Consider the following 23,230-nt stretch of genomic DNA (forward strand, 5'->3'; position numbering starts at 1 on the left):
CTTGTGTTCGCAGCCTTCTCCCCCTCAAGAAGGGACAAGCGGATGCTCGGTTACATTCTGAGACGTCTTCTGCAGGTGATCCCGGTCTTCTTCGGCGCCACCCTGCTCATCTATTTCCTCGTGTTCGCCATGCCCGGCGACCCGATCCTCGCTCTGTTCGGCGACAAGACGCCGAGTCCGGCGGTCGTGTCGCAGCTGCGCGAGCAATATCACCTGAACGAGCCGTTCATCGTGCAGTACGGGTACTACATCGCCGGTGTGTTCCAGGGAGACCTGGGCATGACCTACTCCGGTCGCCCTGTCTCCACCGTGCTCGCCGCGACTCTGCCCGTCACGGGGCGCCTTGCCGTCATGGCGATCGCCATCGAGTTCACGCTGGCGATCATCATCGGCACGATCTCCGCACTGCGCAAGGGCAAGATCTTCGACAACGTCTCGCTGGTCGTGGCTCTCGTCGCGATCGCGATCCCGATCTTCGTCATCTCGTTCCTCGCCCAGTACTTCCTGGCCATCCAGTGGGGCTGGTTCAAGCCGACGGTCGGCGCCGACAACGACTGGGGCGGGCTCTGGCTCCCTGCGATCGTCCTCGGATTCAGCCTGTACGCCGTGAGCATGCGTCTGATGCGCAGCTCGGTGATCGACACGCTCAATCAGGACTGGGTGCGCACGGCCTACAGCAAGGGGCTCTCGCGCTCGCGCGTACTGCCCGTGCATGTGCTGCGCAACTCGCTGATCCCCGTGATCACCAACTCCGCCACCAACTTCGGCGTGCTGCTGGTCGGCGCGACCGTGACCGAGGGCATCTTCAATGTTCCGGGCGTGGGTAACACCTTGTTCCAGGCGATCCAGCGCGGTGAGGGTCCGACCGTCGTCTCGTTCGTGACGGTCTTCGTGATCCTCTACGTCCTGGTCAACCTTGTCATCGACCTGCTCTACGGTCTGCTCGACCCGAGGATTCGCTATGCCTGATCCCACTTCCCAGACTCACTACGTGGCCCCCGTCGAGACCCAGTCGATCGCTGTCGACGCCGTCCGCGTCGCCGACAAGCCGAGCAACCTCTGGCGCGACGCATGGGCCGACCTGCGCCGTCGTCCGCTCTTCTGGTTCTCTGTCGTGCTCGCGCTCTTCTTCCTCGTGATGGCGCTCTTGCCGACGCTGTTCACGGCCACGCCGCCCAATGCCGACTGCCAGCTGTCGAACAGCAACGGCGGACCGGCCGAGGGCCACCCGCTCGGCTTCACGTTCCAGGGCTGCGACATCTACGCCCGGATCGTGTGGGGTTCGCAGACCTCGCTCGCAGTCGGCCTGATCGCCACGGCGATCTCGTCGATCCTGGGTCTGATCATGGGCGCTCTCGCGGGCTTCTACGGAGGGTGGCTCGACTCGATCCTCTCGCGCGTCGGAGACATCTTCTTCGCGATTCCGTACATCCTCGCGGCCGTGGTCGTCATGACCGTGTTCCGCGACTCGCGATCGGTGTGGACCCTCGCGTTCGCGATCGGCGCGTTCGCGTGGGCGTCGACAGCGCGGGTCGTGCGCGCAGAGGTCCTGCGCGTCCGGCAGGCGGACTTCGTGATGGCGTCCGAGGCGCTCGGGCAGTCCAAGTTCCGCATCCTGCTGAACCACGTCATCCCCAATGCGATCGCGCCGCTCCTCGTGGTCTCGACGCTCGGCCTCGCGGCGGCGATCGTCGCCGAGGCGACCCTGTCGTTCCTCGGTGTCGGTCTCGGCAGCAACGTGATGTCCTGGGGCCTCGACATCAGCAAGGCGCAGGCGTCTCTGCGCGTCGCACCCATGGCGCTCATCTATCCGTCGATCGCGCTCACCCTCGCGGTGCTCGCGTTCGTGACCCTGGGCGAACTCATCCGAGACGCCCTCGACCCGAAGGCGAGGGCACGCCGATGAGCGAGCGCACAGCCGCACAGGTTCCCCTGCTCAGCATCCGGGACCTCACCGTCGCCTTCCGCACTCAGGAGGGTCTCCGCGAGGTTCTCCACGGCGTGAGCTTCGACGTCATGCCCGGCGAGACCGTCGCGATCGTGGGGGAGTCGGGTTCCGGCAAGTCCACCACCGCGACGGCCATCGTGAACCTGCTCCCGGGTACGGGTCAGGTCACCGGCGGGTCGATCACCCTCGAAGGGCGGGAGCTCACGACGCTCGGCCGTCGCGAGATCGAGAACGTCCGCGGTCGGGACATCGGGTTCGTCCCGCAGGACCCCATGTCGAACCTCAACCCCGTCTGGAGCATCGGGTTCCAGGTGAAGGAGGCGATCCGCGCCAACGGCATCGCCCAGGGCCGCCAGGAAGTCAAGGCGCGCGCGGTCGAGGTGCTGCAGCAGGCGGGTCTCGCTGACGCCGAGCGCCGTCTGCATCAGTTCCCGCACCAGTTCTCCGGCGGTATGCGCCAGCGCGCGCTGATCGGCATCGGTCTCGCGGCCGACCCGAAGCTGCTGATCGCCGACGAGCCGACCTCGGCTCTCGACGTGACGGTGCAGCGGGTCATCCTCGATCACATGGCATCGCTCACGCGCGACAAGGGCACTTCGGTGCTGCTGATCACCCACGACCTCGGCCTCGCGGCCGAGCGCGCCGAGAAGATCATCGTGATGAACGGCGGGAACATCGTCGAGGCCGGACCCAGCCGCGAGATCCTCGAGAACCCGCAGCATCCGTACACGAAGCGGCTCGTGTCCGCGGCCCCCAGCGTGGCGTCGCAGCGCATCCAGGCCGTCGTGGAGGACCGCGGTATCGAGACGCTCGACGACCTCGCCGACATCCCGCCGACGGTCAAGGTGGCTGGTCTCACGAAGGACTACAAGATCCGTCAGGGCGGGTTCCGCAGCGAGGACTTCCGCGCCGTGGACGATGTCTCCTTCGAGATCCCGCGCGGCAAGACGCTCGCTCTCGTGGGCGAGTCGGGGTCGGGTAAGTCCACCGTCGCGAAGATGGTGCTCAAGCTCGAAGAGCCGACGGCCGGCACGATCGAGATCGACGGTCAGGATGTGTCGAGGCTGTCGAGCGCGCAGGCGTTCGGTCTGCGTCGCCGCATGCAGCCGGTGTTCCAGGACCCGTACGGTTCGCTCGATCCGCTGCGCAACATCGGCAACACGATCGCCGAGCCCCTGCAGATCCACGGGGTCGGCGACCGCACGTCTCGTCGCGAGCGCGTCGAGGAGCTGCTCGATCAGGTCGCGCTGCCCCGTGCACTCGCGACCCGCTATCCGAACGAGCTCTCCGGTGGCCAGCGTCAGCGTGTCGCGATCGCGCGGGCTCTCGCGCTCAAGCCCGACATCATCGTGCTCGACGAGGCGGTCTCGGCCCTCGACGTGCTCGTGCAGGATCAGGTGCTGCAGCTCCTCGCCGATCTGCAGTCGGAGCTGGACCTCACGTATCTCTTCATCACGCACGACCTCGCGGTTGTTCGGGTGTCGAGCGACCTCGTGTGCGTGATGGAGAAGGGCAGGATCGTCGAGCAGGGGACTGTCGACGAGATCTTCGCCAACCCGCAGCAGGAGTACACGGATCGTCTGCTTCAGGCCATCCCGGGCGCATCGATCACTCTCGGCGGACACTGAGCGTGTCGGCTGACTCACGGCCGGAGGCCGCGCGGACCTTCCGCGCGACCTCCGGGCCGGTCTCGTTGCTCCTGTGCTCGCTGCTCGCCGCGTTCCTCCTCGGCGACGCCGTCGTGCGCGCGGGGTGGGGGCAGATGCTGCTCCTCGCCCCATGGGTCCTGCTCGGGCTGTGGGTCGTCTACGAGATCGCCTTCGTCTCGTCGGTCCGGGTCGACGACGAAGGCGCGGTGGTGCAGAACATGCTGCGGCGGACGTCTTTCGGCTGGAACCGCGTCCGCGACATCGATCTGCGCTGGCAGCTCGTGTTCTCGCTCGACGACGGCACCGACGTGACCTGCTACGGCGGGCCGGCGCGTGCGCGTCCGGCGCGCCGGTCGACGGGCGACGACGGCGAGGCCAAGGCGCCCTCGGGCCTGCGGGAGCTGACCGAGATCCGTGACCGGTGGCAGGCCGCCGTCGGCACGGTCGATGCGCCGATCCGCCGCGGGTGGGACACCCCTGCGCTGCTCGCGCTCGCGGGCATCGTGCTCTGGGCCGTGGTCGCGATCGTCATCGCCGCGAACTGAGCGCCGGACGCGCCCGGCTCAGCCCGGAAGTCCGAACAGCTCCGGCCAGGTCGCGGCGGCCCAGGGGTAGCCGACGAAGACGGTCGCGTCGATGAGGAAGTGCGCGACGAGGAACGGCATGAGACGTCCGCTGCGCTGGAACAGCCATCCGAAGAGCAGTCCCATCGCGAGGTTCCCGATGAACGCGCCCGGACCCTGGTACAGGTGATAGCTCGCCCGCAGCACGGACGTCGCGAGGATGATGGGCCACGGCCCCCAGCCCAGTCGCCTCAGCCGCGCGAAGAGGTAGCCCAAGACGATGAACTCCTCCTGGATCGAGGCGCGCGCCGCGGCGAGCAGCAGCACGGGGACCGTCCACCAGTGCGCGTCGAGGCCGGCGGGGTTCACCGCGACGAACAGCCCGAGTGCGCGACCGACGAGGTAGAGCGCGAGCCCGGGGATGCCGATCGCCAGCACGAGCAGCAGGCCGCGCCCGGCATCCGCTCCCACTCTCCGGCCGTCCAGGCCGAGCGCCCCGAGGTGCGGGCGGCGCGACTGCCAGAGCAGGAAGCAGACCAGCAGCACAGGCACGATCGAGAATCCGATCGAGAGGATCTGGTAGATCAGGTCGAAGACCTCGCGGTCGCTCCGCGATGGATTCAGCGTCGCCGTCTGGTCGGCGAGAGGCGTCGTGTCCGTCAGGCGATACGCCAGCTGCACGATCGCGTAGACGGCGGACTGACCGAGCCCGAGGGCGAGGACGATCGCGATCTCCCACCACAACCGGGAGCGCGAGGGGGCGGGGGAGAGGTCGACGGCTGTCACGCCCCGATCGTACTTCGCGCGCTCAGGAACGCGCCGCGTGCATACGGTAACCTGGAATGTCGGCTTCCCGGCGAAAACCCACACTCTTTAGGACTCCTGCATGGCGCACGCCCTCCGCTCTGACCTCCGCAACGTCGCAATCGTCGCGCACGTCGACCACGGGAAGACCACCCTCGTCGACGCGATGCTCCGCCAGACGGGCTCGTTCGGTGAACACGCCCACGTCGACGAGCGCGCCATGGACTCCAACGACCTGGAGCGCGAGAAGGGCATCACCATCCTCGCGAAGAACACGGCGATCACCTACAAGGGTGAGCACGCCGACGGCCAGGAGATCACGATCAACGTGATCGACACCCCCGGCCACGCCGACTTCGGCGGTGAGGTCGAGCGCGGCCTCTCGATGGTCGACGGCGTCGTCCTGCTCGTCGACGCGAGCGAGGGCCCGCTGCCGCAGACCCGCTTCGTGCTGCGCAAGGCGCTCGAGGCGAAGCTGCCCGTCATCCTGCTGGTCAACAAGACCGACCGTCCCGACGCGCGCATCGCCGAGGTCGAGGAAGAGGCGCACGACCTGCTTCTCGGCCTCGCGTCCGACCTCGTCGACGACGTGCCCGATCTCGACGTCGACGCGCTGCTCGACGTGCCGGTGGTCTACGCGTCCGGCCGCGCCGGCGCCGCGTCGCTGAACCGCCCCGCCGACGGCTCGCTGCCCGACAACGACGACCTCGAGCCGCTCTTCGGCGCGATCCTCGAGCACGTCCCGGCTCCGGCCTACGACGACGAGCACCCTCTGCAGGCGTGGGTGACAAACCTCGACTCCAGCCCGTTCCTCGGCCGTCTCGCCCTGCTGCGCGTCTTCAACGGCACGCTCAAGAAGGGCCAGACCGTGGCCTGGGTGCGGTCGGACGGCACGACGAGCAACGCTCGCGTCACCGAGCTCCTCAAGACCCGTGCGCTGGAGCGGTACCCGGCCGAGTCCGCCGGGCCCGGCGACATCGTCGCGATCGCCGGCTTCGAGAACATCACCATCGGCGAGACCATCGCCGACCCCGAGGACGTCCGCCCGCTGCCCGCGATCACGGTCGACGACCCCGCCATCTCCATGACGATCGGCACCAACACCTCCCCTCTGATGGGCAAGGTCAAGGGGCACAAGCTCACCGCTCGCATGGTGAAGGACCGTCTCGACAAGGAGCTCATCGGCAACGTGTCGCTGAAGGTGGTCGACATCGGCCGCCCCGACGCGTGGGAGGTCCAGGGCCGCGGAGAGCTCGCCCTCGCGATCCTCGTCGAGAACATGCGCCGTGAAGGCTTCGAGCTCACCGTCGGCAAGCCGCAGGTGGTCACGAAGAAGATCGACGGCAAGACCTACGAGCCCTTCGAGCACCTGACGATCGACACGCCGGAGGAGCACCTCGGCGCGATCACGCAGCTGCTCGCGGGCCGCAAGGGCCGCATGGAGAACATGACGAACCACGGCACCGGCTGGGTGCGCATGGAGTTCATCGTCCCGTCGCGCGGCCTCATCGGCTTCCGCAGCGAGTTCCTCACCACCACCCGCGGTACCGGCATCGCGAACGCGATCTCGCACGGCTACGAGCCGTGGGCGGGGTCGATCACGACCCGTCAGAACGGCTCGATCGTGGCCGACCGGCAGGGTGTCGTGACTCCGTTCGCGATGATCGCCCTGCAGGAGCGCATGTCGTTCTTCGTGCAGCCGACCGCCGAGGTCTACGAGGGAATGGTCATCGGCGAGAACTCGCGCGCCGACGACATGGACGTGAACATCACCAAGGAGAAGAAGCTCACCAACATGCGTGCGGCGAGCTCCGACACCTTCGAGTCGATGACGCCTCCTCGCGTGCTGACCCTCGAGGAGAGCCTCGAGTTCGCCCGTGATGACGAATGCGTTGAGGTCACGCCCGAGGCCGTCCGCATCCGCAAGGTGAACCTGGACGCGAACACCCGCGCCCGTGAGACCGCGCGCCTCAAGCGTCAGGATGCCAACGCCTGACCCCGGTCATGAGAGAGGGCCCTGCACCGTCGGAAGACGGGGCGGGGCCCTCTCTCATGAAGCATTCAGGTGGAGTGTTGCAGAATCGTTACCTTGCGCCTGGGACCGACTCCCGATGAGGGTTCCGTGAGGGGCGCACGACGACCCGAAAGTCGAACAACACCCATGCTGCAGAACACCCGTGCGCTTCGGCGCGCCTCGTCCGCGGCGGAGGCCCGCAGAGCGGTCACCGCCCGTCGCCCGAAGTGGATCTTCGGAACCATCGCGGGAGGCGTCATCGGCGCCGCCCTCACTGTCGGCATCGTCTCCGCGCCGGCCGCCGGCGCCGAGACTCCGGATGCCGTCGCCGAGGTGGCGTCCTTCGTCACCGGCGGTGCCGTGCCGCTCACCAAGAAGGTCGACGACTCCGCGATCCGCATCTCGCTCGCGCAGGACGCGACGGCCGCCGCCGATGCCGTCTCCGCCGAGGTCGCCGGCTCCGGTCTCGACCTCGCGGGAGCGCCGGCCGCCGTCGACACCGGCGACCTGAACGCCTGGATCGACCGGCTCGGCGACCGCGACGGACTGTCGTCGCGTGAGATCACGAGCCTCACCGCGTACGTCGCGTCCGAGACGGAGGCTGTCACCGCCGAGACCGCGACGCTGCAGAACGACTACGCGGCCGCCCAGCAGCGCAAGGTCGAGGAGGAGCAGGCCGCTGCCGCTGCGGCAGCCCTCGCTCAGGCCAACACCCCCGAGGGTGCGAAGGCCACAGCCCGCGCCATGATGGCCAGCCAGTACGGCTGGGGCGACGACCAGTTCTCCTGCCTGAACTCGCTGTGGACCAAGGAGTCCGGCTGGAACTACAAGGCCTACAACAAGTCCGGTGGCGCGACCGGCATCCCGCAGGCGCTCCCCGGAAGCAAGATGGCCTCCGCGGGGAGCGACTGGCAGGACAATGCCGCGACGCAGATCGCCTGGGGTCTCGGCTACATCAAGTCGGTGTACGGCGCTCCGTGCAGCGCCTGGGGGCACTCGCAGGCCAGCAACTGGTACTGACGACCCCGCCTCGACGAAGACCCCGTAGCCTGCGCTGCGGGGTCTTCGTCGTTCAGCGCAGTTCGGAGATGAGCACGGCGCTCGTGCCCGGTACGACGGCCTCGAACACGTGGGGCACGTCTCCCGCGTACGACAGGTAGTCGCCGGGATTCAGCAGCACGGCCTCGCCGACGGGGCCGATGTGCGCCTGGCCGGAGACGAGGACCACGTGCTCGGTGGTCCCGCCGTGGTGCGGATCGGAGCGGCGGGGATCACCGGGTTCGGCCTGGATCAGGTACACGTCGCGACGAGCACCGGGGGGAGAGGCTGACAGCAGGGTCGCACTGTAGGCGGCGGCCGATGACGGAACTCCGGCGTGCTCGTCGGCGCGGATCAGCGTGGGGGCGTTCGACTGCTGATCCACCAGGACGGCGAAAGGGACGCCGAGCGCGACGCCGAGAGCCCAGAGCGTTTCGACGCTGGGGTTGCCCGACCCCGACTCCAGCTGGGAGACGGTCGCCTTCGAGATACCCGCGCGGCGCGCGAGCTCCGAGACGGAGAGTCCGGATGCTTCCCGTTCCCGGCGGAGGGTGCGGGCGATGCGAGTGCGGAGGTCATCCATTCGTTCATCATGTCAAACGATCGTTCGCTTGACTATCCTGCTGGCCGTGTTCAGAATGATGGTCATGTGTTCATCGAATCGAACGTCACGTCGGTGACCGCGGACCGGGAGGTCTGGCGCGAAGCCACCGGGGTCGTGATCGCCACCAGCGCGTACGGCGTCTCGTTCGGCGCGCTCGCCGTCGCCTCCGGGCTCGACGTCTGGCAGACCTGCGTGCTGAGTCTGCTGATGTTCACCGGCGGATCGCAGTTCGCCTTCGTTGGTGTGTTCGCCGCCGGGGGCGTCGCAGCGCTGCCCTCCGCGATCGCCTCGGCGGTTCTGCTCGGCGTGCGCAACGTCGCGTACGGCATGCGCATGTCATCGGTGGTCGGCACGACACCCGCTCGGCGCGTCGCTGCGGCGCACTTCACCATCGACGAGTCCACGGCGGTCGCGGTGTCGCAGAACGACCCCCGCCTGCGACGGGTCGGCTTCTGGGTGACGGGCATCGGGATCTTCCTCGGCTGGAACGTCACCACCCTCGTCGGCGCGCTCGTCGGCGACATCCTCGGCGACCCGAAGACGTGGGGATTGGATGCCGCGGCCGCCGCAGCATTCCTCGCCCTGCTCTGGCCCCGCCTGCGGCGCCGGCAGCCGATCGCGGTCGGCATCGCCGCGGCCGTCGTCGCGGCCGCCCTCACACCCGCTCTGATGCCGGGGCTCCCCGTCCTGGTCGCTGCGCTGGTCGCGATCCTCGTCGGGTGGTTCGACTGGCTCGGCCACGACGGTGCGCCGAGCACCTCCGCTCCGGAGGCGATCCGATGAGCGTTTGGAGCGCCGTGCTGCTCGCGGCGGTGATCTGTCTCGCGCTCAAGGCGGTGGGGTATCTCGTGCCGCCGAAGGTGCTGGAGGCGCCCCGTCCGGCGCGCATCTCCGACCTGCTGACCGTGGCGCTGCTGGCGGCACTCGTGGCTGTGCAGACTCTCGGTGCGGGGCAGGCCGTCGTCGTGGACGCCCGGGTGCCGGCGCTCCTCGTCGCGGCCGGTCTGCTGTGGCTGCGACAGTCGTTCCTCGTGGTCGTCGTGGCCGCGGCGGCAGTCGCCGCGGTGCTGAGGTTGGTGGGGGTCGCGGCGTGAGCGCGCGTAGGATCGTTCCGTGCGTATCGGATGGATCTCCCGGGTGTTCTCCTGGATCGCCGCGGCTCTCGTCGGCGGCGTCTTCGGTGTCGCAGGGACCATCGCGCACAGCGTGATGTGGGGTCCCGTTCCGGTCGGCCTCATCGTCGGCGCAGTCGCGTGTGGAGCGATCCTCATCGCCATCCGCGCGCTGACTCACGATCGCGGTGCCGCGCTGGCCTCGGGGCTCGGCATGGTCGGCATGCTCGTCCTGATCTCCGGCGTCGGACCGGGCGGCTCGATCGTCGTGCAGGACTCGGTGAGCGGGCGGATCTGGATCTACCTGGTCGCGGGCCTGGTGCTCCTCGTGGTCGCGTGGCCGCGGATCACGCGCATGCCGACGCGGACGGAGGCGCCGGCGCAGACGATTCCCCCCACGGCCGCGCCGATCACCGAGGTCCCCGGTATCGATCGCCAACCCGTCGCCGGCACTCACCCCGAGCGGGGAGATCGCACGGGTCTCGGCACGTAGACTGTGGGGGTGACGTATGTGATCGCCCTTCCGTGCGTCGATGTCAAGGATCGCGCCTGCATCGACGAGTGCCCCGTTGACTGCATCTACGAGGGTGAGCGCTCGCTGTACATCCACCCCGACGAGTGCGTCGACTGCGGCGCATGCGAACCGGTCTGCCCGGTCGAGGCGATCTACTACGAAGACGACCTGCCCGACGAGTGGCAGGACTACTACAAGGCCAACGTCGAGTTCTTCGACGAGGTCGGGTCGCCCGGTGGGGCTGCCAAGGTCGGTGTCATCGCGCACGACCACCCGATCATCGCCGCTCTGCCGCCCCAGGGCGAGTAGTCCGTGGGCGTTCACGATCTCGCCGATTTCCCGTGGGATGCGGTGGTCCCGTACCGCGAACGCGCGGCGCAGCATCCCGACGGCCTCGTCGATCTCTCGGTGGGCTCGCCCGTCGATCCGACGCCCGAACTGATCCGACGCGCCCTGGCCGACGCGACCGATGCTCACGCCTACCCGCAGACGGTGGGGACGCCCTCGCTCCGCGAGGCGATCGTCGAGTGGTACCGGCGCCGCAGGGGAGTGCCGGATCTCACGGTGGACAACGTGCTCCCCACGATCGGCTCCAAAGAGCTCGTGGCGCTGCTCCCGACACTCCTCGGGCTCGGCGAAGGCGACATCGTCGTGCATCCGCGCGTGGCTTATCCCACCTACGAGGTGGGCGCGCGTGTCGCAGGTGCGACCCCGGCCGCCGCTGACGACCCCGCCGACTGGCCGGAGGGTTCCCGGCTCATCTGGATCAACACGCCGGGCAACCCCGATGGACGGACCTGGACCGTCGACGAGCTCGCCGCCGCGGTGCGGCGTGCGCGCGAACTCGACGCCGTGCTCGCGAGCGACGAGTGCTATGCGGAGCTCGGCTGGGACGGCGCGTGGGCGTCGGAGACGATCCCGTCGATCCTCGACCCGCGGGTCACCGGGGGCAGCAGAGCCAATCTGCTGAGCGTCTACTCGCTGAGCAAGCAGTCCAACCTCGCCGGCTACCGGGCTGCCTTCCTCGCCGGATGCGCGCGCATCGTGGGCGACCTGCTCACGGCGCGCAAGCACCTGGGCCTCATGCCGCCGGCGCCGGTGCAGCACGCCATGGCCGTCGCGCTCGGCGACGACGAGCATGTGGCCGCGCAGAAAGAGCTGTACCGCGAGCGTCGCGACGCTCTCCGGCCGGCGCTCGAGGCAGCGGGGTTCCGCGTCGAAGGGTCCGAGGCGGGCCTCTACCTGTGGGCGACCGCAGGCGAGGACGCCTGGACCAGCATGGACCGCCTCGCCGACCTCGGCATCCTCGCCGGACCCGGCTCGTTCTACGGTGCTTCCTCGGGTCAGCACGTGCGGCTCGCGCTGACGGCACCCACCGAGCACGTGCGCGCGGCGGCGCGTCGCCTGCGCGACTCGGCCCTGTAGGAGTCCTCCCGCGCTGCGCCTTTGTTTTGTGCGATGTCACAGTAGGCCGATGCGCCTACTAGGCTGTAAAAGCGATTCGGTCGCGTATCGACGATCTCGGCCCGACCCCGACGCACAGCGTCGTGACATCGCCACACAAGGCTTGATGAAGACCCATGAGGAGGCCCCCGCGTGAGCGCAGCGGCAGACCAGCAGCCGACGGCGAAGCTGACGATCGGCGACACCACCGCAGAGTTCCCCGTCGTGCGCGGCACGGCCGGACACGACAGCATCGACTTCTCGACGCTGACGAAGCAGACCGGCTACACCGGCCTCGACTACGGATTCGTGAACACCGCGTCGACGAAGTCGGAGATCACGTTCATCGACGGCGACAAGGGCATCCTGCGCTATCGCGGATATCCGATCGAGCAGCTCGCCGGCCGGACCAGCTACCTCGAGGTCGCGTGGCTGCTCATCTACGGTGAGCTGCCCTCGGCGGCAGAGCTCGCCGAGTTCGACGAGAAGATCCGTCGCCACACGCTGCTGCACGAAGACCTCAAGCGCTTCTTCTCCGCCCTGCCGCACACCGCGCACCCCATGTCGGTGCTCTCGTCCGCCGTCGCCGCGCTCTCTACCTACTACGAGGGCCAGACCGATCCGCACAACCCCGAGCACGTCGAGCTCAACATGGTGCGCATGCTCGCGAAGCTGCCCGTCATCGCGGCGTACGCGCACAAGAAGAGCGTCGGCCAGGCGTTCCTCTACCCGGACAACTCGCTCGGCTTCGTGGAGAACTTCCTCAAGCTGAACTTCGGGGTCAACTCCGAGCCGTACGAGATCAACCCCGTCATGACGAAGGCGCTCGAGCTGCTCCTCATCCTGCACGAGGACCATGAGCAGAACGCCTCGACCTCGACCGTGCGTCTGGTCGGCTCCACCGGGGCGAACCAGTTCGCGTCGATCTCCGCCGGCATCCAGGCCCTCTCCGGCCCCCTCCACGGCGGGGCGAACGAGGCCGTGCTCACGATGCTCGGTCAGATCCGCGATTCGGGTCAGAGCGTCTCGCGGTTCGTGGAGCGGGTGAAGAACAAGGAGGAGGGCGTCAAGCTCATGGGCTTCGGCCACCGGGTCTACAAGAACTACGACCCGCGCGCCAAGCTCGTCAAGGAGGCCGCCGGCGAGGTGCTCGCCGAGCTCGGCGTGACCGACCCCCTGCTCGACCTCGCGCAGGAGCTCGAAGAGATCGCCCTCGCCGACGACTACTTCAAGGAGCGTCGCCTCTACCCGAACGTCGACTTCTACACCGGCGTGATCTACAAGGCGATGGGCTTCCCGACCCGCATGTTCACCGTGCTGTTCGCGATCGGCCGCCTTCCGGGGTGGCTCGCCCAGTGGCGCGAGCTGCAGCTCGACCCGCAGACCAAGATCGGCCGTCCCCAGCAGCTCTACACGGGCTCGGTCGAGCGCACGTTCCAGACCCGCTGACCCAGCGGCACACGAAGAGCGGATGCCGTCGGCATCCGCTCTTCGTCGTCTCTGCACACCGTCTCGCCGACGCTCCACCGGAACGACGACGCCCCACCTGAACGACGCTGCCCGGGTGGGGCGTCGCGGCGCAGATGGGGCGTCGAGGAAGTCGGGCTGGGGTCAGCGCGCCTGGCCGCCGCGTCCGCGGCCGCCCTGACGCTGCTGCCCGCCCTGGCGGGAGCCGGATGTCGACTGGCCGGAGCCCTGGCCGCCCGCGCCTGAACGGGGGCGGCGACGACGGCGAGCGGGCGGCGTGGCCGCGCCGTTGCGCTCGCCGCCCGCCGGCCGCTGCTTCGCAGCCTGGCGCTGCGGCTGCGCCTGCACGGGGGCGGGGCGCACGTGCGGCGCGCGCTCCGGCACGAGCTCGGTCACGGCGGCGGCGGTGACCTCTTCGAGGGCGACCGAGATGGCCGCCTTGCGGAGCAGATCCTTCACGTCGCGGCGCTGCTCGGGCAGCACCACCGTGACGACGGTTCCCGCGGCACCCGCGCGTGCGGTGCGACCGGAACGGTGCAGGTAGGCCTTGTGCTCCATGGGCGGGTCGACGTGCACCACGAGGTCGACGTTGTCGACGTGCACCCCGCGGGCTGCGACGTCGGTCGCGACGAGCACGCGCACGCCGCCGTCCTCGGGGTCGCTCGAGAAGGCGCCGAGATTGCGCTCGCGCGCGTTCTGCGACAGGTTGCCGTGCAGATCGACCGCGGGGATCCCCGCGGCGGTGAGCTGCTTCGCGAGCTTCTTCGCCTGGTGCTTCGTGCGGGTGAAGAGGATGCGGCGACCGGTGCCGGAGGCGAGGTCGCGCACGAGCGTCGTCTTGTTATCGGTGGACTCGACGACGAGCACGCGGTGGGTCATCTCGCCGACGGGCACACTGGCCTCGTCGACCTCATGGCTCACCGGGTTCACGAGGAACCGGCGGGCGAGGCTGTCGATGCCGCGGTCGAGCGTCGCGCTGAACAGCAGCCGCTGTCCACCGGCGGGCGTCGCATTCAGGATGCGGGTGACGCCGGGGAGGAACCCCAGGTCTGCCATGTGGTCGGCCTCGTCGAGGACGGTGACCTCGATCTCGCTCAGGCGGACGACCTGCTGCTTCATGAGGTCCTCGAGACGGCCGGGGCAGGCGACGACGATGTCGACGCCGCCGTTCAGCGCCTGCTCCTGCGGGCGCTGGCTCACACCGCCGAAGACGGTCGTGACCTTGAGGCCGGCGGCCTCGGCGAGCGGGGTGACGGTCGCCGCGATCTGCGTGGCGAGCTCGCGGGTCGGTGCGAGCACGAGTCCGCGCGGCAGGCCGGCGCGGCGCTTCTTGCCGGAGGCGGCGAGGCGCGCGACGAGCGGCAGCGCGAAGGCGATGGTCTTGCCGCTGCCCGTGCGGCCACGGCCGAGCAGGTCGCGTCCGGCGAGGGAGTCGGGGAGGGTGTCGCGCTGGATCGCGAACGCCTCGGTCTTGCCGGATTCGGCGAGGACGGCGGCGAGATCGGCTGGTACGCCGAGTTCGAGGAAGGAAGGCATTGAGAAAACTCCACCAGCGCGTGCGAACGACCGCACGCGAGGGTTCTGGGTATGAGGTGGCGACGGCGCAGGACAGCGCATCGGTTCGCCGTGCGAAAGGCCAGCAACGGCTGGTTGTGGGGGCGAATGACTGCCCGCTTCGGTCCTCGGAGACCCCGTGACGACGACGACATCGCCGGACTTGGGGCCCGTGCGACCCCATCAGTCTATCAGCGCAGGCGGATCACCCGGCGCGCCTCGGCGTCAGGCGTGCAGCGCGTCGTTCAGGGTGACGCCGACGCCGGCCCGCGCGACGGCCTCGACCGCACCGCTGAGCGAGTTGCGACGGAACAGCAGCCCGTCGCGCCCCGACAGCTCGGCGCCCTTGACGGTCGGTCGTCCGCCGCCCGGCGTCGCGGGTGCGTCGACCAGCACGACCTTGGTCCCGGCTGTGACGTACAGGCCCGCCTCGACGATGCAGTCGTCGCCGAGCGAGATGCCGATCCCGGCGTTCGCGCCGAGGAGCGTGCGTGCGCCGATCGAGACGCGGTGGGATCCGCCCCCGGAGAGGGTGCCCATGATCGACGAGCCGCCGCCGATATCGCTGCCGTCCCCGACGACCACGCCCTGCGAGATCCGTCCCTCGACCATGGAGGCTCCGAGCGTGCCGGCGTTGAAGTTCACGAATCCCTCGTGCATGACCGTGGTGCCGGGGGAGAGGTGCGCACCGAGGCGCACTCGCGAGGCGTCGGCGATGCGCACGCCGGCTGGCTGGACGTAGTCGGTGAGACGCGGGAACTTGTCGAGGCCCTGCACCTGGATGCCGGCACGCTGAAGAAGCGGTCGAAGCCGCGCCGCGTCGGCGGGGAGCATGGGACCGGCGTTCGTCCACGCCACGTTCGGAAGATGCCCGAAGATGCCATCGAGGTCGAGCTCGTTGGGCCGCACGACGAGATGGGACAGGGCGTGCAGACGGAGGTAGGCGTCGACCGTCGACGCGGGCGACTCATCGAGGTCGATGTGCAGCTGCACGGTCTCGACGGTCGCGTTGCGCCGTTCGTCGGGACCCGCGGCGGCGTCCAAAGCCAGGAGGGCTGCGGCGGCGTCCTCCGCCGAGGGGGCCGTCGTCGAGACCTCGGGGAACCAGGCGTCGAGTACGGTGCCGTCTCCGGCGATCGTCGAAAGTCCAATACCCCACACGGTGCGCGACTCAGTCATTCCTCCACGGTATCGTCCTCCGCTGACCGTGACCGTCCGCATGACGGGGTAAGTAGGCTGGGGTCCATGCTGCTCGACCTCACCGCGTCATCCCTCGATCTGACCCGCGCGATCTGCGACATCCCCAGCGTCTCCGGCGACGAGAAGCCGCTCGCCGACGCGATCGAGGCGGCCGTCTCGGGTCTCGCGCATCTCGAGGTGATCCGGCACGGCAACACGATCGTCGCGCGCACCGCCCTCGGCCGCGAGCAGCGGGTCGCGATCGCCGGCCACATCGACACGGTGCCGATCAACGGCAACGTGCCCACGCGCGACATCGACATCGACGGTGCGCCGCATCTGTGGGGTCGAGGGACCGTCGACATGAAGGCCGGCGTCGCCGTGCAGCTCAAGCTGGCGGCCGAGCTCACCGATCCCGCCGTCGACATCACCTGGATGTGGTACGACAACGAAGAGGTCGAGGCCTCCAAGAACGGGCTGACGCTGCTCGCTGCCGACCGTCCCGATCTGTTCCAGGCGGACTTCGCGATCCTCGGCGAGCCATCCAACGGCGAGGTCGAGGGAGGATGCAACGGCACCATGCGCGCGATCGTGCGCCTCGCCGGCGTGCGAGCCCACGCGGCGCGGGCATGGATCGGCGAGAACGCGATCCACCGCGCGGCGCCCGTTCTCGCGAGGCTCGCCGAGTACCGGGCTCGGGAGGTCGCCGTCGAGGGGCTGCTGTACCGCGAGAGCATGAGCGCGGTGCGGATCACCGGCGGCGTCGCCGGCAACGTCATCCCGGACGCCTGCGAGATCGAGGTCAACTACCGCTTCGCTCCGAGCAAGTCCGCGGCGGATGCCGAGGCCCACATCCGCAACCTCCTCGCCGGCTTCGACGTCGAGATCACGGATGCCGCGGAGGGCGCGCGCCCCGGTCTCGACGCCCCGATCGCGCAGGAGTTCGTCGCGGCAGTGGGCGCAGAACCGCGTCCGAAGTACGGATGGACCGATGTCGCGCGGTTCTCGGCCCTCGGCATCCCCGCCGTCAACTACGGGCCGGGCGACCCGCACCTCGCCCATCATGACGAAGAGCGCGTCCCCGTCGCGCAGATCGAGGCCGTGGAGCGAGGGCTGCGTACGTGGCTCAGCTCGCGCTGACGCTCGCGCGGCGGTGGGCACGCGTCCCCGTGCCCCTGCAGGTCGCCGTGATCTACCTCGTGGCACGTGCGGTCACGACCGCGCTGATGATCGTGGCCGCCCTGCAGTCGACCTCGCTCTCGCGCTTCGGCGCGGATCCCGGGCTCGGCGATTTCGTCGTCGGGTGGGACGCGCAGTGGTATTGGCTCGTCGCCGAAGAGGGCTACCCGTCGACGCTGCCGCGCACGGACTCCGGCGATGTCGGCGAGAGCGCGTGGGCGTTCATGCCGGTCTTCGCGTACGCGGCGAAAGGCATCGGGTTTTTGGTCGGGTCATGGGGCGCGGGTGCGCTGCTGCTCTCGTTCGGGGCCGGCTACCTCGCCTGCCTCGCCCTGAACCGGCTCCTCCGTGAGCGGATCGGACGGGCCGCCGCGCTGTGGGCGGTGACGTTCTTCGCCTTCGGTCCGCTGGCCGCGATGTTCCAGGTCGGCTACGCCGAGACGCTGTTCCTCCTGCTGCTGTTCCTCGCGCTGGACGCCACGATCCGTCGGCGGTATGTCTGGCTCTACCTCTTGATCCCCGTGATGGCGTTCACGCGCCCCGGGATCCTGGCGTTCGCGCTGTACCTCGGGCTGCACGGCATCCTGCGCGTCCTGCGCCGCCGGGAGGATCCGCTCCGTCGCCTCGAGGTGGTCCACATCCTGGCGGCCGGTGCGCTCGCGGTCGCTTGCGGTTTCGCCTGGCAGCTCATCGCCGGCGTCGTCACCGGCGACGTCGACGCCTACCTCGCGACGGAACTCGCCTGGCGGCGCCTCTGGATCGTCGGGGGCGTCGAGGGGTTCATCCCGTTCGAGGGGTGGGTGCAGGCGTCGTCGTTCTGGTTCGCGCAGTGGGGCCTCCCGACGGGATGGGGTCCCGCCGCCCTCGCCCTCCTCGTCGTCGCGCTGGCTGCGGCGCTGCTGTATCTGCCCCAGGTGCGCCGTCTCGGCCCCGACCTGCGTCTGTGGAGCGCGAGTTACCTGCTCTACCTGCTCGCGGTCTTCTTCCCGCAGTCGAGCACCTTCCGCCTGCTGCTGCCGGTGAGTCCGCTGTGGGGAGCACTCGCCGTTCCCCGATCCCGTCTCTGGCGACTCGGGGTCCTCGCGGCCTGCGCGGCGGGTCAGTGGATATGGATCTTCCACGTGTACGCACTGGGGAACACCTTCTGGCAGGTCCCGTGAATGTTAACGCGCGGTTGCATTTCTTCTCAGCAGACATCCAGGTCTCGGTTGCACCCGATAAACTGATCGCATACCACCGGAGGAAAAGGAGCCCACGATGGCAGCGATGAAGCCGAGGACCGGAGACGGACCGATGGAGGCCGTGAAAGAAGGGCGCCTCATCATCGTGCGTGTCCCGCTCGAAGGCGGCGGCCGCCTGGTCGTGTCCGTGAACGACGCTGAGGCGAAGGAGCTTCACGACGTGCTGGCAGCCGTCGTGGCACCGGCCTGACCGAACTCCGGTCCGCTCGACGCGGACCACCGAAGAGGGCGACGGAGTGATCCGTCGCCCTCTTCGCGTTTCACGGCGCCGCCTCCGCGCCGCGATCGACGGGTCGGTCCGCCGCGATGCCGACAGGTCAGTCTGCAGCGATGCTGACGAGCTGGAGCAGTCCTTCACCGGCCGACGAGACCGTCGCGAGAACCGCCGGCGACTCCTGCGTCTCCTGGATCAGGGAGCGGAAAGCGGTGGTGACCGCGTCGCGCTGCACGGGGTCGGCGACCTTGCCGCCGACGAGCACGCGCGGGACCAGGACCATTCCGCCGGTGCGCACCAGGCGCAGACCGTGCTCCACGTACTCGATCACGTTCTCGGGGTCTGCGTCGACGAGGACGATGTCGTAGGACGCCTCGTTCATGCGGGGGAGCACGTCGGCCGCTCGGCCCGTGATGAAGCGCGCCTTGGTGGCGGGGATGCGCGCGTCGGCGAACGACTGACGCGCGGCCGCGAGGTGCTCCGGCTCGTTGTCGATCGACGTCAGCACCGCCTGCGGCGCTCCGCGCATCAGCCAGAGGCCCGAGACGCCTGCGCCGGTGCCGATCTCGACGATCGAACGGGCGCCGGTCGCGGCGGCGAGCACCGCGATCTGCGAGCCGACGGCGGCGCTGACCGGGGCGGCGCCGAGCTCGACGGCGTGCGCACGCGCGCGGGCGATCGCGGACGGCTCCACGATCGACTCGCGGATGAAACGTGCGTTCGCATCGTTCTCGCTCATGGCCTGATTCTCCCGACTGAGGTCTCTGTGTTCCCAGCGTATGCGCTCGGCGTGCGGCAGGCGGGCAGGCGCGGCGGTAGCCTGGACAGATGCAGTTCGGTATCACGTTCGAGAAGCTGCTGCTGATCGGTCTGATCGCTGTTCTGCTCGTCGGACCTGAGCGGCTGCCTCGCTATGCCGAGAGCGTGGCGAAACTGGCCCGCCGCGCCGGGGAGTTTCTCCGCGACACACGCACACGCGTACGAGACGAGATGGGTCCCGAGCTCGACGACGTCGACTGGCGCAAGCTCGACCCCCGCCAGTACGACCCTCGCCGCATCATCAGGGATGCCCTGTTCGAGGACGACCGAGCCCCGACCCCCACGCCCAGTGCCGGCGTGGTCGCCGAGCCCGCGGTCGTGCCCAAGAAGCCGACGGTGCGGCGGGACTTCTCCGTCGACAGCCCTCCGCCCTACGACGCCGAAGCGACCTGAGCCGACGTCGCGGTCCCGCGCTCAGCCGATGCGGTCGCGCAGCAGTGCGACCTCATGGTCTGTGAAGAGGATGCGCGGCACGGCGGTGACGGCTGACGAGCCCTGGACGCGGAGAATCACGGCGTCGCTCCCGACCCGCATGCCCTGGAACGTGTCGTACGGGATCACCGACACCCGGCGGTCGGCCCCGATCTGCAGCGTCTCGTCGTTCAGACGCGCCCAGGTGACCGTACCGGGCGGCAGCGCCTGACGCACCGCGCGTCGTGCACCCGAGACCGTCATGCCGACGGCCACCGCCATCAGCGCGACGCTGAAGAAGGGCAGCCACGCGGCCGTTCCGCTGACGGCTGCTCCTGACCCGACCGTCAGATTCAGGATGCTCAGCACGAGGCTCGCCGCGAGCGCGACCCACATGACGATCGCCCACGGCCGGGTGAGGCCGTAGACGGCGGCATCGCGGGCCATCCGCCGCACCAGCGCCTCGGAGACGGTGACGCTCACGCCGGGCCGACCGTCATCGGGAGCGAGCGCCCCGACAGCCTGCGACCCTGGCGCGCGAGCGTGCGGGCGAGGTCACGGATGGCAGCGGCAGCGGCATCCGTCTCGTCCGTGAGCACGATCGGTGCTCCCGCATCGCCGCCGGCGCGCAGCTCCGGGCTCAACGGGATCGAGGCGAGCAGCGGCACGGGGCTGTCGGCGGACAGCGCCTGCGCGACGGCTGCTCCACCGCCCGAGCCGAAGAGATCCATGACCGAACCGTCGGGCAGCGTCAGCGGGCCCATGTTCTCGACCACGCCGATCACCCGCTGCCCGGTCTGGCGGGCGACGAGCCCGCTGCGGATCGCGACGTCGGCCGCGGCCGTCTGCGGAGTCGTCACGACGAGCACCTCGGCGTGGGGGAGCAGCTGTCCGATCGAGATCGCGATGTCTCCGGTGCCAGGCGGCATGTCGATGAGCAGCACGTCGAGATCGCCGAAGAATACGTCGGTGAGGAACTGCTGCACCGTGCGGTGCAGCATCGGCCCGCGCCAGGCGACGACCGCCTCGCCGTCGCGCAGGAACATGCCGATCGAGATGGTCTTCACGCCGTGCGCCACGGGCGGCAGCATGAGGTCGTCGATGCGCGTGGGCTGCGTACCGGCGGGAATGCCGAGGAGGCCGGGGATCGAGAAGCCGTGCACATCGGCGTCCACGAGTCCGACCGCGAGCCCTTGATCGGCCAGCGCGACTGCGAGGTTCGCCGTCACCGAGGACTTGCCGACGCCGCCCTTGCCGCTCGAGACGAGGATGACGCGGGTCAGGGAGTCCGGACCGAACGGCATCTGCCTCGGTGCGCGGCCGTCTCTGAGCTTCTCGGTGAGCGCCTTGCGCTCCGTCGGCGTCATCACGCCGACCTGCACCTCGACATCGTCGATACCGGGGACGGATGCCGCGGCGGCGCGCACATCGGACTCGATGCGCGCCGCGGCAGGGCAGCCGACGATGGTGAGGACGATGCCGACCCGCGCGGCGGATCCGTCGACCGCGACCTCCCGCACCATGTCGAGGTCGCCGATCGGACGCCGCAGCTCCGGGTCCGATACCGCGGCCACGGCAGCGCGGACGGCTTCGACCGTGCTCATGGGGTCGAGCGGCTCTTCGCCCGCCGCTCCTCCGCTGATTCCTCATGCTCGCCGAGCTCGGCCAGCAGTGCCTTCAGCTCGTGCCGGAGCACGTCGCGCGTGATGACCTGGGAGTTGCGCTCCTCGAGCGACATGCGCAGAGCCACGATCTCGCGAGCGAGGTACTCGGTGTCGGCGAGGTTGCGCTCGGCGCGCTGTCGGTCCTGCTCGATCTGAACGCGGTCGCGGTCGTCCTGCCGGTTCTGCGCGAGCAGGATCAGGGGAGCGGCGTACGACGCCTGCAGGGAGAGCATCAGGGTCAGCGCGGTGAAGCCGAGAGCGGCGTCATCGAAGCGCAGACCGTAGGGCATCAGCGTGTTCCAGCCGATCCAGAGGACGCAGAAGAGAGTCAGGATGACGAGGAACGCCGGGGTGCCCATCGCGCGGGCGACCCACTCCGTGAACCGGCCGAAGCGATCGCGGGAGGTCGGGCGGGCGCGGGAGGTGCCGCGACCGAGCGGCGCATCGAGCTGGGGTGAGCGGCTGCGGGAGCGTGCCATCATCCCACCTCCTTCTGCACCGGTGCGGGCTGCTGAACGCTGTCGTCTGTGTCGTGCGTGCGCCAGTCGTCGGGGAGCAGGTAGTCGAGCACATCGTCGATGCTGATGGCTCCGACGAGCCGGTGCGCGGCATCGATCACGGGGAGGGAGACCAGGTCGTAGCTCGCCAGCATCCTCGCAACCTCTGCGGCGGAGGCGGTGACCGGAACGGGCTCGAGACTGTCGTCGACGATGGCGCCGAGACGCTCGTGCGGCGGGTAACGCAGCATCCGCTGGAAGTGCACCATTCCGAGCAGTCGGCCGGTCGGCGTCTCGAACGGCGGCAGGGTGACGAACACGGCCGCGGCCAGTGCCGGGTGCAGCTCGTGACGGCGGATCAGCGCAAGGGCCTCGGCGACGGTCGCGTCGGCCGAGAGCACGATGGGCTCCGGCGTCATCAGACCGCCGGCGGTGTCGGGGCCGTAGCGCAGCAGCATCCGCACGTCCTCGGCCTCCTCCGGTTCCATCAGTTCGAGGAGCTGCTCGAGACGGTTCGGCGGCAGCTGGGCGAGGAGATCGGCGGCGTCGTCCGGTTCCATCTGGTCGAGGATGTCGGCGGCTCGCTCGTCGCCGAGGCGGTCGAGGATGTGCACCTGCTCGTCCTCGGGCATCTCTTCGAGAGCGTCGGCCAGTCGGTCGTCGGAGAGCTCCTCGGCGACCTCGATCATGCGCTGCTGCGGAAGATCGAGGAGTGTGTTGGCGAGATCGGCCGCGTGCAGCTCGGAGTACGACGCGACGAGCTGCTCGGCGGACTGCGCCTCGCCGGGGGAGCGCTGCTCGGCGACCTCGCTCCAGGCGGCGAACGTGGTCGGCCCCTTCGCGAAAGGGGACGCGCTCGTCTTCGGTCGCCGCAGGAACAGCTGACTGATCGCCCATTCACCCAGGCGGTTCGGTTCGATCGCCACATCTTCGATCACGGCGTCGCCGGTGCCGTCGACAAGGGTCACGCGTCGCCCGAGCATCTCGGCGAGGATGCGCACCTCACCGGCGCGCGGAGAGAACCGGCGCACGTTGATGAGCCCCGTGGTGATGACTTGACCCGAGCGGATCGACGTGACGCGTCCGATGGAGAGGAACACGTGGCGGCGCCCCGGGATCTCGACGACGAGTCCGATCACGCGCGGCGCTGCCGTACTTCGGTACACGATGACGACGTCACGGACCTTGCCGAGCCGGTCGCCCACGGGGTCGAAGACGGCGCAACCTGCCAGGCGCGCGGCGAATACCCGTTGTGTGCTCACTCGTCCAGCGTAGTCCGCGAGACGCGGGGGAGAGCGGCGCATGTGTCCGAGGAG

Annotated in this window: 25 protein-coding genes; 16 read left to right on the forward strand and 9 right to left on the reverse strand. The window is 69.4% G+C overall.

From position 1 onward, the window contains the following. Positions 1-42 precede the first annotated feature (42 nt). Genes FSY98_RS13405 through FSY98_RS13420 form a run of 4 tightly spaced genes read left to right on the forward strand, consistent with a single transcriptional unit; the run spans position 43 to position 4,142 of the window. Positions 43-969, forward strand: coding sequence for an ABC transporter permease (locus FSY98_RS13405; RefSeq protein WP_144877154.1), 927 nt, complete (start codon positions 43-45; stop codon positions 967-969). After that, positions 962-1,906, forward strand: a complete 945-nt coding sequence (locus FSY98_RS13410; RefSeq protein ID WP_144877155.1) for an ABC transporter permease — start codon at positions 962-964, stop codon at positions 1,904-1,906. The genes FSY98_RS13405 and FSY98_RS13410 overlap by 8 nt, the downstream gene beginning before the upstream one ends. Further along, positions 1,903-3,576: an ABC transporter ATP-binding protein gene (locus FSY98_RS13415; RefSeq protein WP_144877156.1), complete on the forward strand. Its 1,674-nt coding sequence runs from the start codon at positions 1,903-1,905 to the stop codon at positions 3,574-3,576. Before FSY98_RS13410 ends, FSY98_RS13415 begins: the two co-directional genes overlap by 4 nt. Before the next feature lie 2 nt (positions 3,577-3,578). Beyond that, positions 3,579-4,142 carry a PH domain-containing protein gene (locus tag FSY98_RS13420; RefSeq protein ID WP_144877157.1) on the forward strand — a complete coding sequence of 188 codons (564 nt, stop codon included), beginning with the start codon at positions 3,579-3,581 and terminating at the stop codon, positions 4,140-4,142. A gap of 18 nt (positions 4,143-4,160) precedes the next feature. Here FSY98_RS13420 and FSY98_RS13425 read toward each other — a convergent pair whose 3' ends face one another. Next, a complete protein-coding gene (locus FSY98_RS13425) occupies positions 4,161-4,946 on the reverse strand; it encodes a CPBP family intramembrane glutamic endopeptidase (RefSeq protein ID WP_144877158.1) in 786 nt (261 codons plus the stop codon). Positions 4,947-5,046: 100 nt separating this feature from the next. Between FSY98_RS13425 and typA the strand changes: the two genes are divergently transcribed. Next, positions 5,047-6,960 carry a translational GTPase TypA gene (gene typA, locus FSY98_RS13430; protein WP_144877159.1) on the forward strand — a complete coding sequence of 638 codons (1,914 nt, stop codon included), beginning with the start codon at positions 5,047-5,049 and terminating at the stop codon, positions 6,958-6,960. A gap of 165 nt (positions 6,961-7,125) precedes the next feature. Then, a complete protein-coding gene (locus FSY98_RS13435; protein ID WP_144877160.1) occupies positions 7,126-7,998 on the forward strand; it encodes a phospholipase in 873 nt (290 codons plus the stop codon). Positions 7,999-8,050: 52 nt separating this feature from the next. On the opposite strand, the gene FSY98_RS13440 is transcribed toward FSY98_RS13435, so the two are convergent. After that, complete coding sequence (locus FSY98_RS13440) at positions 8,051-8,599, reverse strand: helix-turn-helix domain-containing protein (protein ID WP_144877161.1); 549 nt, start codon at positions 8,597-8,599, stop codon at positions 8,051-8,053. 93 nt (positions 8,600-8,692) lie between these two features. Here FSY98_RS13440 and FSY98_RS13445 point away from each other — a divergent pair, with 93 nt between their 5' ends. The 6 genes from FSY98_RS13445 to FSY98_RS13470 all read left to right on the forward strand — a co-directional run bounded on the left by FSY98_RS13445 (position 8,693) and on the right by FSY98_RS13470 (position 13,138). Beyond that, on the forward strand, positions 8,693-9,403 hold the full coding sequence (locus FSY98_RS13445) for an AzlC family ABC transporter permease (RefSeq protein WP_260857555.1): 711 nt from the start codon (positions 8,693-8,695) through the stop codon (positions 9,401-9,403). Then, a complete protein-coding gene (locus FSY98_RS13450; protein WP_144877163.1) occupies positions 9,400-9,714 on the forward strand; it encodes an AzlD domain-containing protein in 315 nt (104 codons plus the stop codon). Before FSY98_RS13445 ends, FSY98_RS13450 begins: the two co-directional genes overlap by 4 nt. 19 nt (positions 9,715-9,733) lie before the next feature. Then, complete coding sequence (locus FSY98_RS13455; protein ID WP_260857404.1) at positions 9,734-10,225, forward strand: histidinol dehydrogenase; 492 nt, start codon at positions 9,734-9,736, stop codon at positions 10,223-10,225. 9 nt (positions 10,226-10,234) lie between these two features. After that, positions 10,235-10,555: a ferredoxin gene (fdxA, locus tag FSY98_RS13460; RefSeq protein ID WP_042542002.1), complete on the forward strand. Its 321-nt coding sequence runs from the start codon at positions 10,235-10,237 to the stop codon at positions 10,553-10,555. 3 nt (positions 10,556-10,558) lie between these two features. Then, complete coding sequence (gene dapC, locus FSY98_RS13465; protein WP_144877164.1) at positions 10,559-11,671, forward strand: succinyldiaminopimelate transaminase; 1,113 nt, start codon at positions 10,559-10,561, stop codon at positions 11,669-11,671. A 171-nt stretch (positions 11,672-11,842) separates the two neighbouring features. After that, positions 11,843-13,138 carry a citrate synthase gene (locus FSY98_RS13470; protein WP_144877165.1) on the forward strand — a complete coding sequence of 432 codons (1,296 nt, stop codon included), beginning with the start codon at positions 11,843-11,845 and terminating at the stop codon, positions 13,136-13,138. 162 nt (positions 13,139-13,300) lie between these two features. Here the strand turns inward: FSY98_RS13470 and FSY98_RS13475 are convergent, their stop codons facing one another. Both FSY98_RS13475 and dapD read right to left on the reverse strand, forming a co-directional pair. Further along, positions 13,301-14,692 (reverse strand): DEAD/DEAH box helicase, encoded by a 1,392-nt coding sequence (locus FSY98_RS13475; RefSeq protein WP_144877166.1) that lies wholly within the window; start codon positions 14,690-14,692, stop codon positions 13,301-13,303. 243 nt (positions 14,693-14,935) lie between these two features. Then, complete coding sequence (dapD, locus tag FSY98_RS13480) at positions 14,936-15,889, reverse strand: 2,3,4,5-tetrahydropyridine-2,6-dicarboxylate N-succinyltransferase (RefSeq protein ID WP_144877167.1); 954 nt, start codon at positions 15,887-15,889, stop codon at positions 14,936-14,938. A gap of 66 nt (positions 15,890-15,955) precedes the next feature. On the opposite strand from dapD, the gene dapE reads away from it, so the two are divergent. The 3 genes from dapE (at position 15,956) to FSY98_RS13495 (ending at position 18,499) form a co-directional block, all read left to right on the forward strand. Then, a complete protein-coding gene (gene dapE, locus FSY98_RS13485; protein ID WP_144877168.1) occupies positions 15,956-17,029 on the forward strand; it encodes a succinyl-diaminopimelate desuccinylase in 1,074 nt (357 codons plus the stop codon). Continuing rightward, positions 17,011-18,228 carry a hypothetical protein gene (locus tag FSY98_RS13490; RefSeq protein ID WP_144877169.1) on the forward strand — a complete coding sequence of 406 codons (1,218 nt, stop codon included), beginning with the start codon at positions 17,011-17,013 and terminating at the stop codon, positions 18,226-18,228. The genes dapE and FSY98_RS13490 overlap by 19 nt, the downstream gene beginning before the upstream one ends. Before the next feature lie 97 nt (positions 18,229-18,325). Beyond that, positions 18,326-18,499 carry a DUF3117 domain-containing protein gene (locus FSY98_RS13495; protein WP_017203323.1) on the forward strand — a complete coding sequence of 58 codons (174 nt, stop codon included), beginning with the start codon at positions 18,326-18,328 and terminating at the stop codon, positions 18,497-18,499. A 127-nt stretch (positions 18,500-18,626) separates the two neighbouring features. On the opposite strand, the gene FSY98_RS13500 is transcribed toward FSY98_RS13495, so the two are convergent. Continuing rightward, positions 18,627-19,262 (reverse strand): O-methyltransferase, encoded by a 636-nt coding sequence (locus tag FSY98_RS13500; RefSeq protein WP_144877170.1) that lies wholly within the window; start codon positions 19,260-19,262, stop codon positions 18,627-18,629. Positions 19,263-19,351: 89 nt separating this feature from the next. Here FSY98_RS13500 and FSY98_RS13505 point away from each other — a divergent pair, with 89 nt between their 5' ends. Further along, the gene (locus FSY98_RS13505) at positions 19,352-19,735 is read left to right on the forward strand and encodes a twin-arginine translocase TatA/TatE family subunit (protein WP_144877171.1); all 384 of its coding nucleotides are present in this window, start codon (positions 19,352-19,354) and stop codon (positions 19,733-19,735) included. 21 nt (positions 19,736-19,756) lie between these two features. Here the strand turns inward: FSY98_RS13505 and FSY98_RS13510 are convergent, their stop codons facing one another. The 4 genes from FSY98_RS13510 to FSY98_RS13525 are packed head-to-tail and all read right to left on the reverse strand — an operon-like array spanning position 19,757 to position 23,176. Further along, entirely contained in the window at positions 19,757-20,236 is a 480-nt protein-coding gene (locus FSY98_RS13510) for a YcxB family protein (protein WP_260857405.1), read from the reverse strand. After that, complete coding sequence (locus tag FSY98_RS13515) at positions 20,233-21,357, reverse strand: Mrp/NBP35 family ATP-binding protein (protein ID WP_144877172.1); 1,125 nt, start codon at positions 21,355-21,357, stop codon at positions 20,233-20,235. The genes FSY98_RS13510 and FSY98_RS13515 overlap by 4 nt, the downstream gene beginning before the upstream one ends. Further along, positions 21,354-21,896: a DUF1003 domain-containing protein gene (locus FSY98_RS13520; protein WP_144877738.1), complete on the reverse strand. Its 543-nt coding sequence runs from the start codon at positions 21,894-21,896 to the stop codon at positions 21,354-21,356. The genes FSY98_RS13515 and FSY98_RS13520 overlap by 4 nt, the downstream gene beginning before the upstream one ends. Further along, the gene (locus tag FSY98_RS13525; RefSeq protein WP_144877173.1) at positions 21,896-23,176 is read right to left on the reverse strand and encodes a magnesium transporter MgtE N-terminal domain-containing protein; all 1,281 of its coding nucleotides are present in this window, start codon (positions 23,174-23,176) and stop codon (positions 21,896-21,898) included. The genes FSY98_RS13520 and FSY98_RS13525 overlap by 1 nt, the downstream gene beginning before the upstream one ends. Between the last annotated feature and the right edge of the window lie 54 nt (positions 23,177-23,230).

It is taken from the genome of Microbacterium sp. 1.5R (assembly GCF_007667425.1).
Classification (GTDB): domain Bacteria; phylum Actinomycetota; class Actinomycetes; order Actinomycetales; family Microbacteriaceae; genus Microbacterium.

Coding starts and splice junctions, on each gene's coding strand:
- FSY98_RS13410 (WP_144877155.1), top strand. CDS start 962: ATGCCTGATCCCACTTCCCAGACTCACTACGTGGCCCCCGTCGAGACC.
- FSY98_RS13505 (WP_144877171.1), top strand. CDS start 19,352: ATGCAGTTCGGTATCACGTTCGAGAAGCTGCTGCTGATCGGTCTGATC.
- FSY98_RS13450 (WP_144877163.1), top strand. CDS start 9,400: ATGAGCGTTTGGAGCGCCGTGCTGCTCGCGGCGGTGATCTGTCTCGCG.
- FSY98_RS13475 (WP_144877166.1), bottom strand. CDS start 14,692: ATGCCTTCCTTCCTCGAACTCGGCGTACCAGCCGATCTCGCCGCCGTC.
- dapD (WP_144877167.1), bottom strand. CDS start 15,889: ATGACTGAGTCGCGCACCGTGTGGGGTATTGGACTTTCGACGATCGCC.
- typA (WP_144877159.1), top strand. CDS start 5,047: ATGGCGCACGCCCTCCGCTCTGACCTCCGCAACGTCGCAATCGTCGCG.
- FSY98_RS13405 (WP_144877154.1), top strand. CDS start 43: ATGCTCGGTTACATTCTGAGACGTCTTCTGCAGGTGATCCCGGTCTTC.
- FSY98_RS13435 (WP_144877160.1), top strand. CDS start 7,126: ATGCTGCAGAACACCCGTGCGCTTCGGCGCGCCTCGTCCGCGGCGGAG.
- FSY98_RS13515 (WP_144877172.1), bottom strand. CDS start 21,357: ATGAGCACGGTCGAAGCCGTCCGCGCTGCCGTGGCCGCGGTATCGGAC.
- FSY98_RS13495 (WP_017203323.1), top strand. CDS start 18,326: ATGGCAGCGATGAAGCCGAGGACCGGAGACGGACCGATGGAGGCCGTG.
- FSY98_RS13440 (WP_144877161.1), bottom strand. CDS start 8,599: ATGGATGACCTCCGCACTCGCATCGCCCGCACCCTCCGCCGGGAACGG.
- FSY98_RS13500 (WP_144877170.1), bottom strand. CDS start 19,262: ATGAGCGAGAACGATGCGAACGCACGTTTCATCCGCGAGTCGATCGTG.
- FSY98_RS13415 (WP_144877156.1), top strand. CDS start 1,903: ATGAGCGAGCGCACAGCCGCACAGGTTCCCCTGCTCAGCATCCGGGAC.
- dapE (WP_144877168.1), top strand. CDS start 15,956: ATGCTGCTCGACCTCACCGCGTCATCCCTCGATCTGACCCGCGCGATC.
- FSY98_RS13520 (WP_144877738.1), bottom strand. CDS start 21,896: ATGGCACGCTCCCGCAGCCGCTCACCCCAGCTCGATGCGCCGCTCGGT.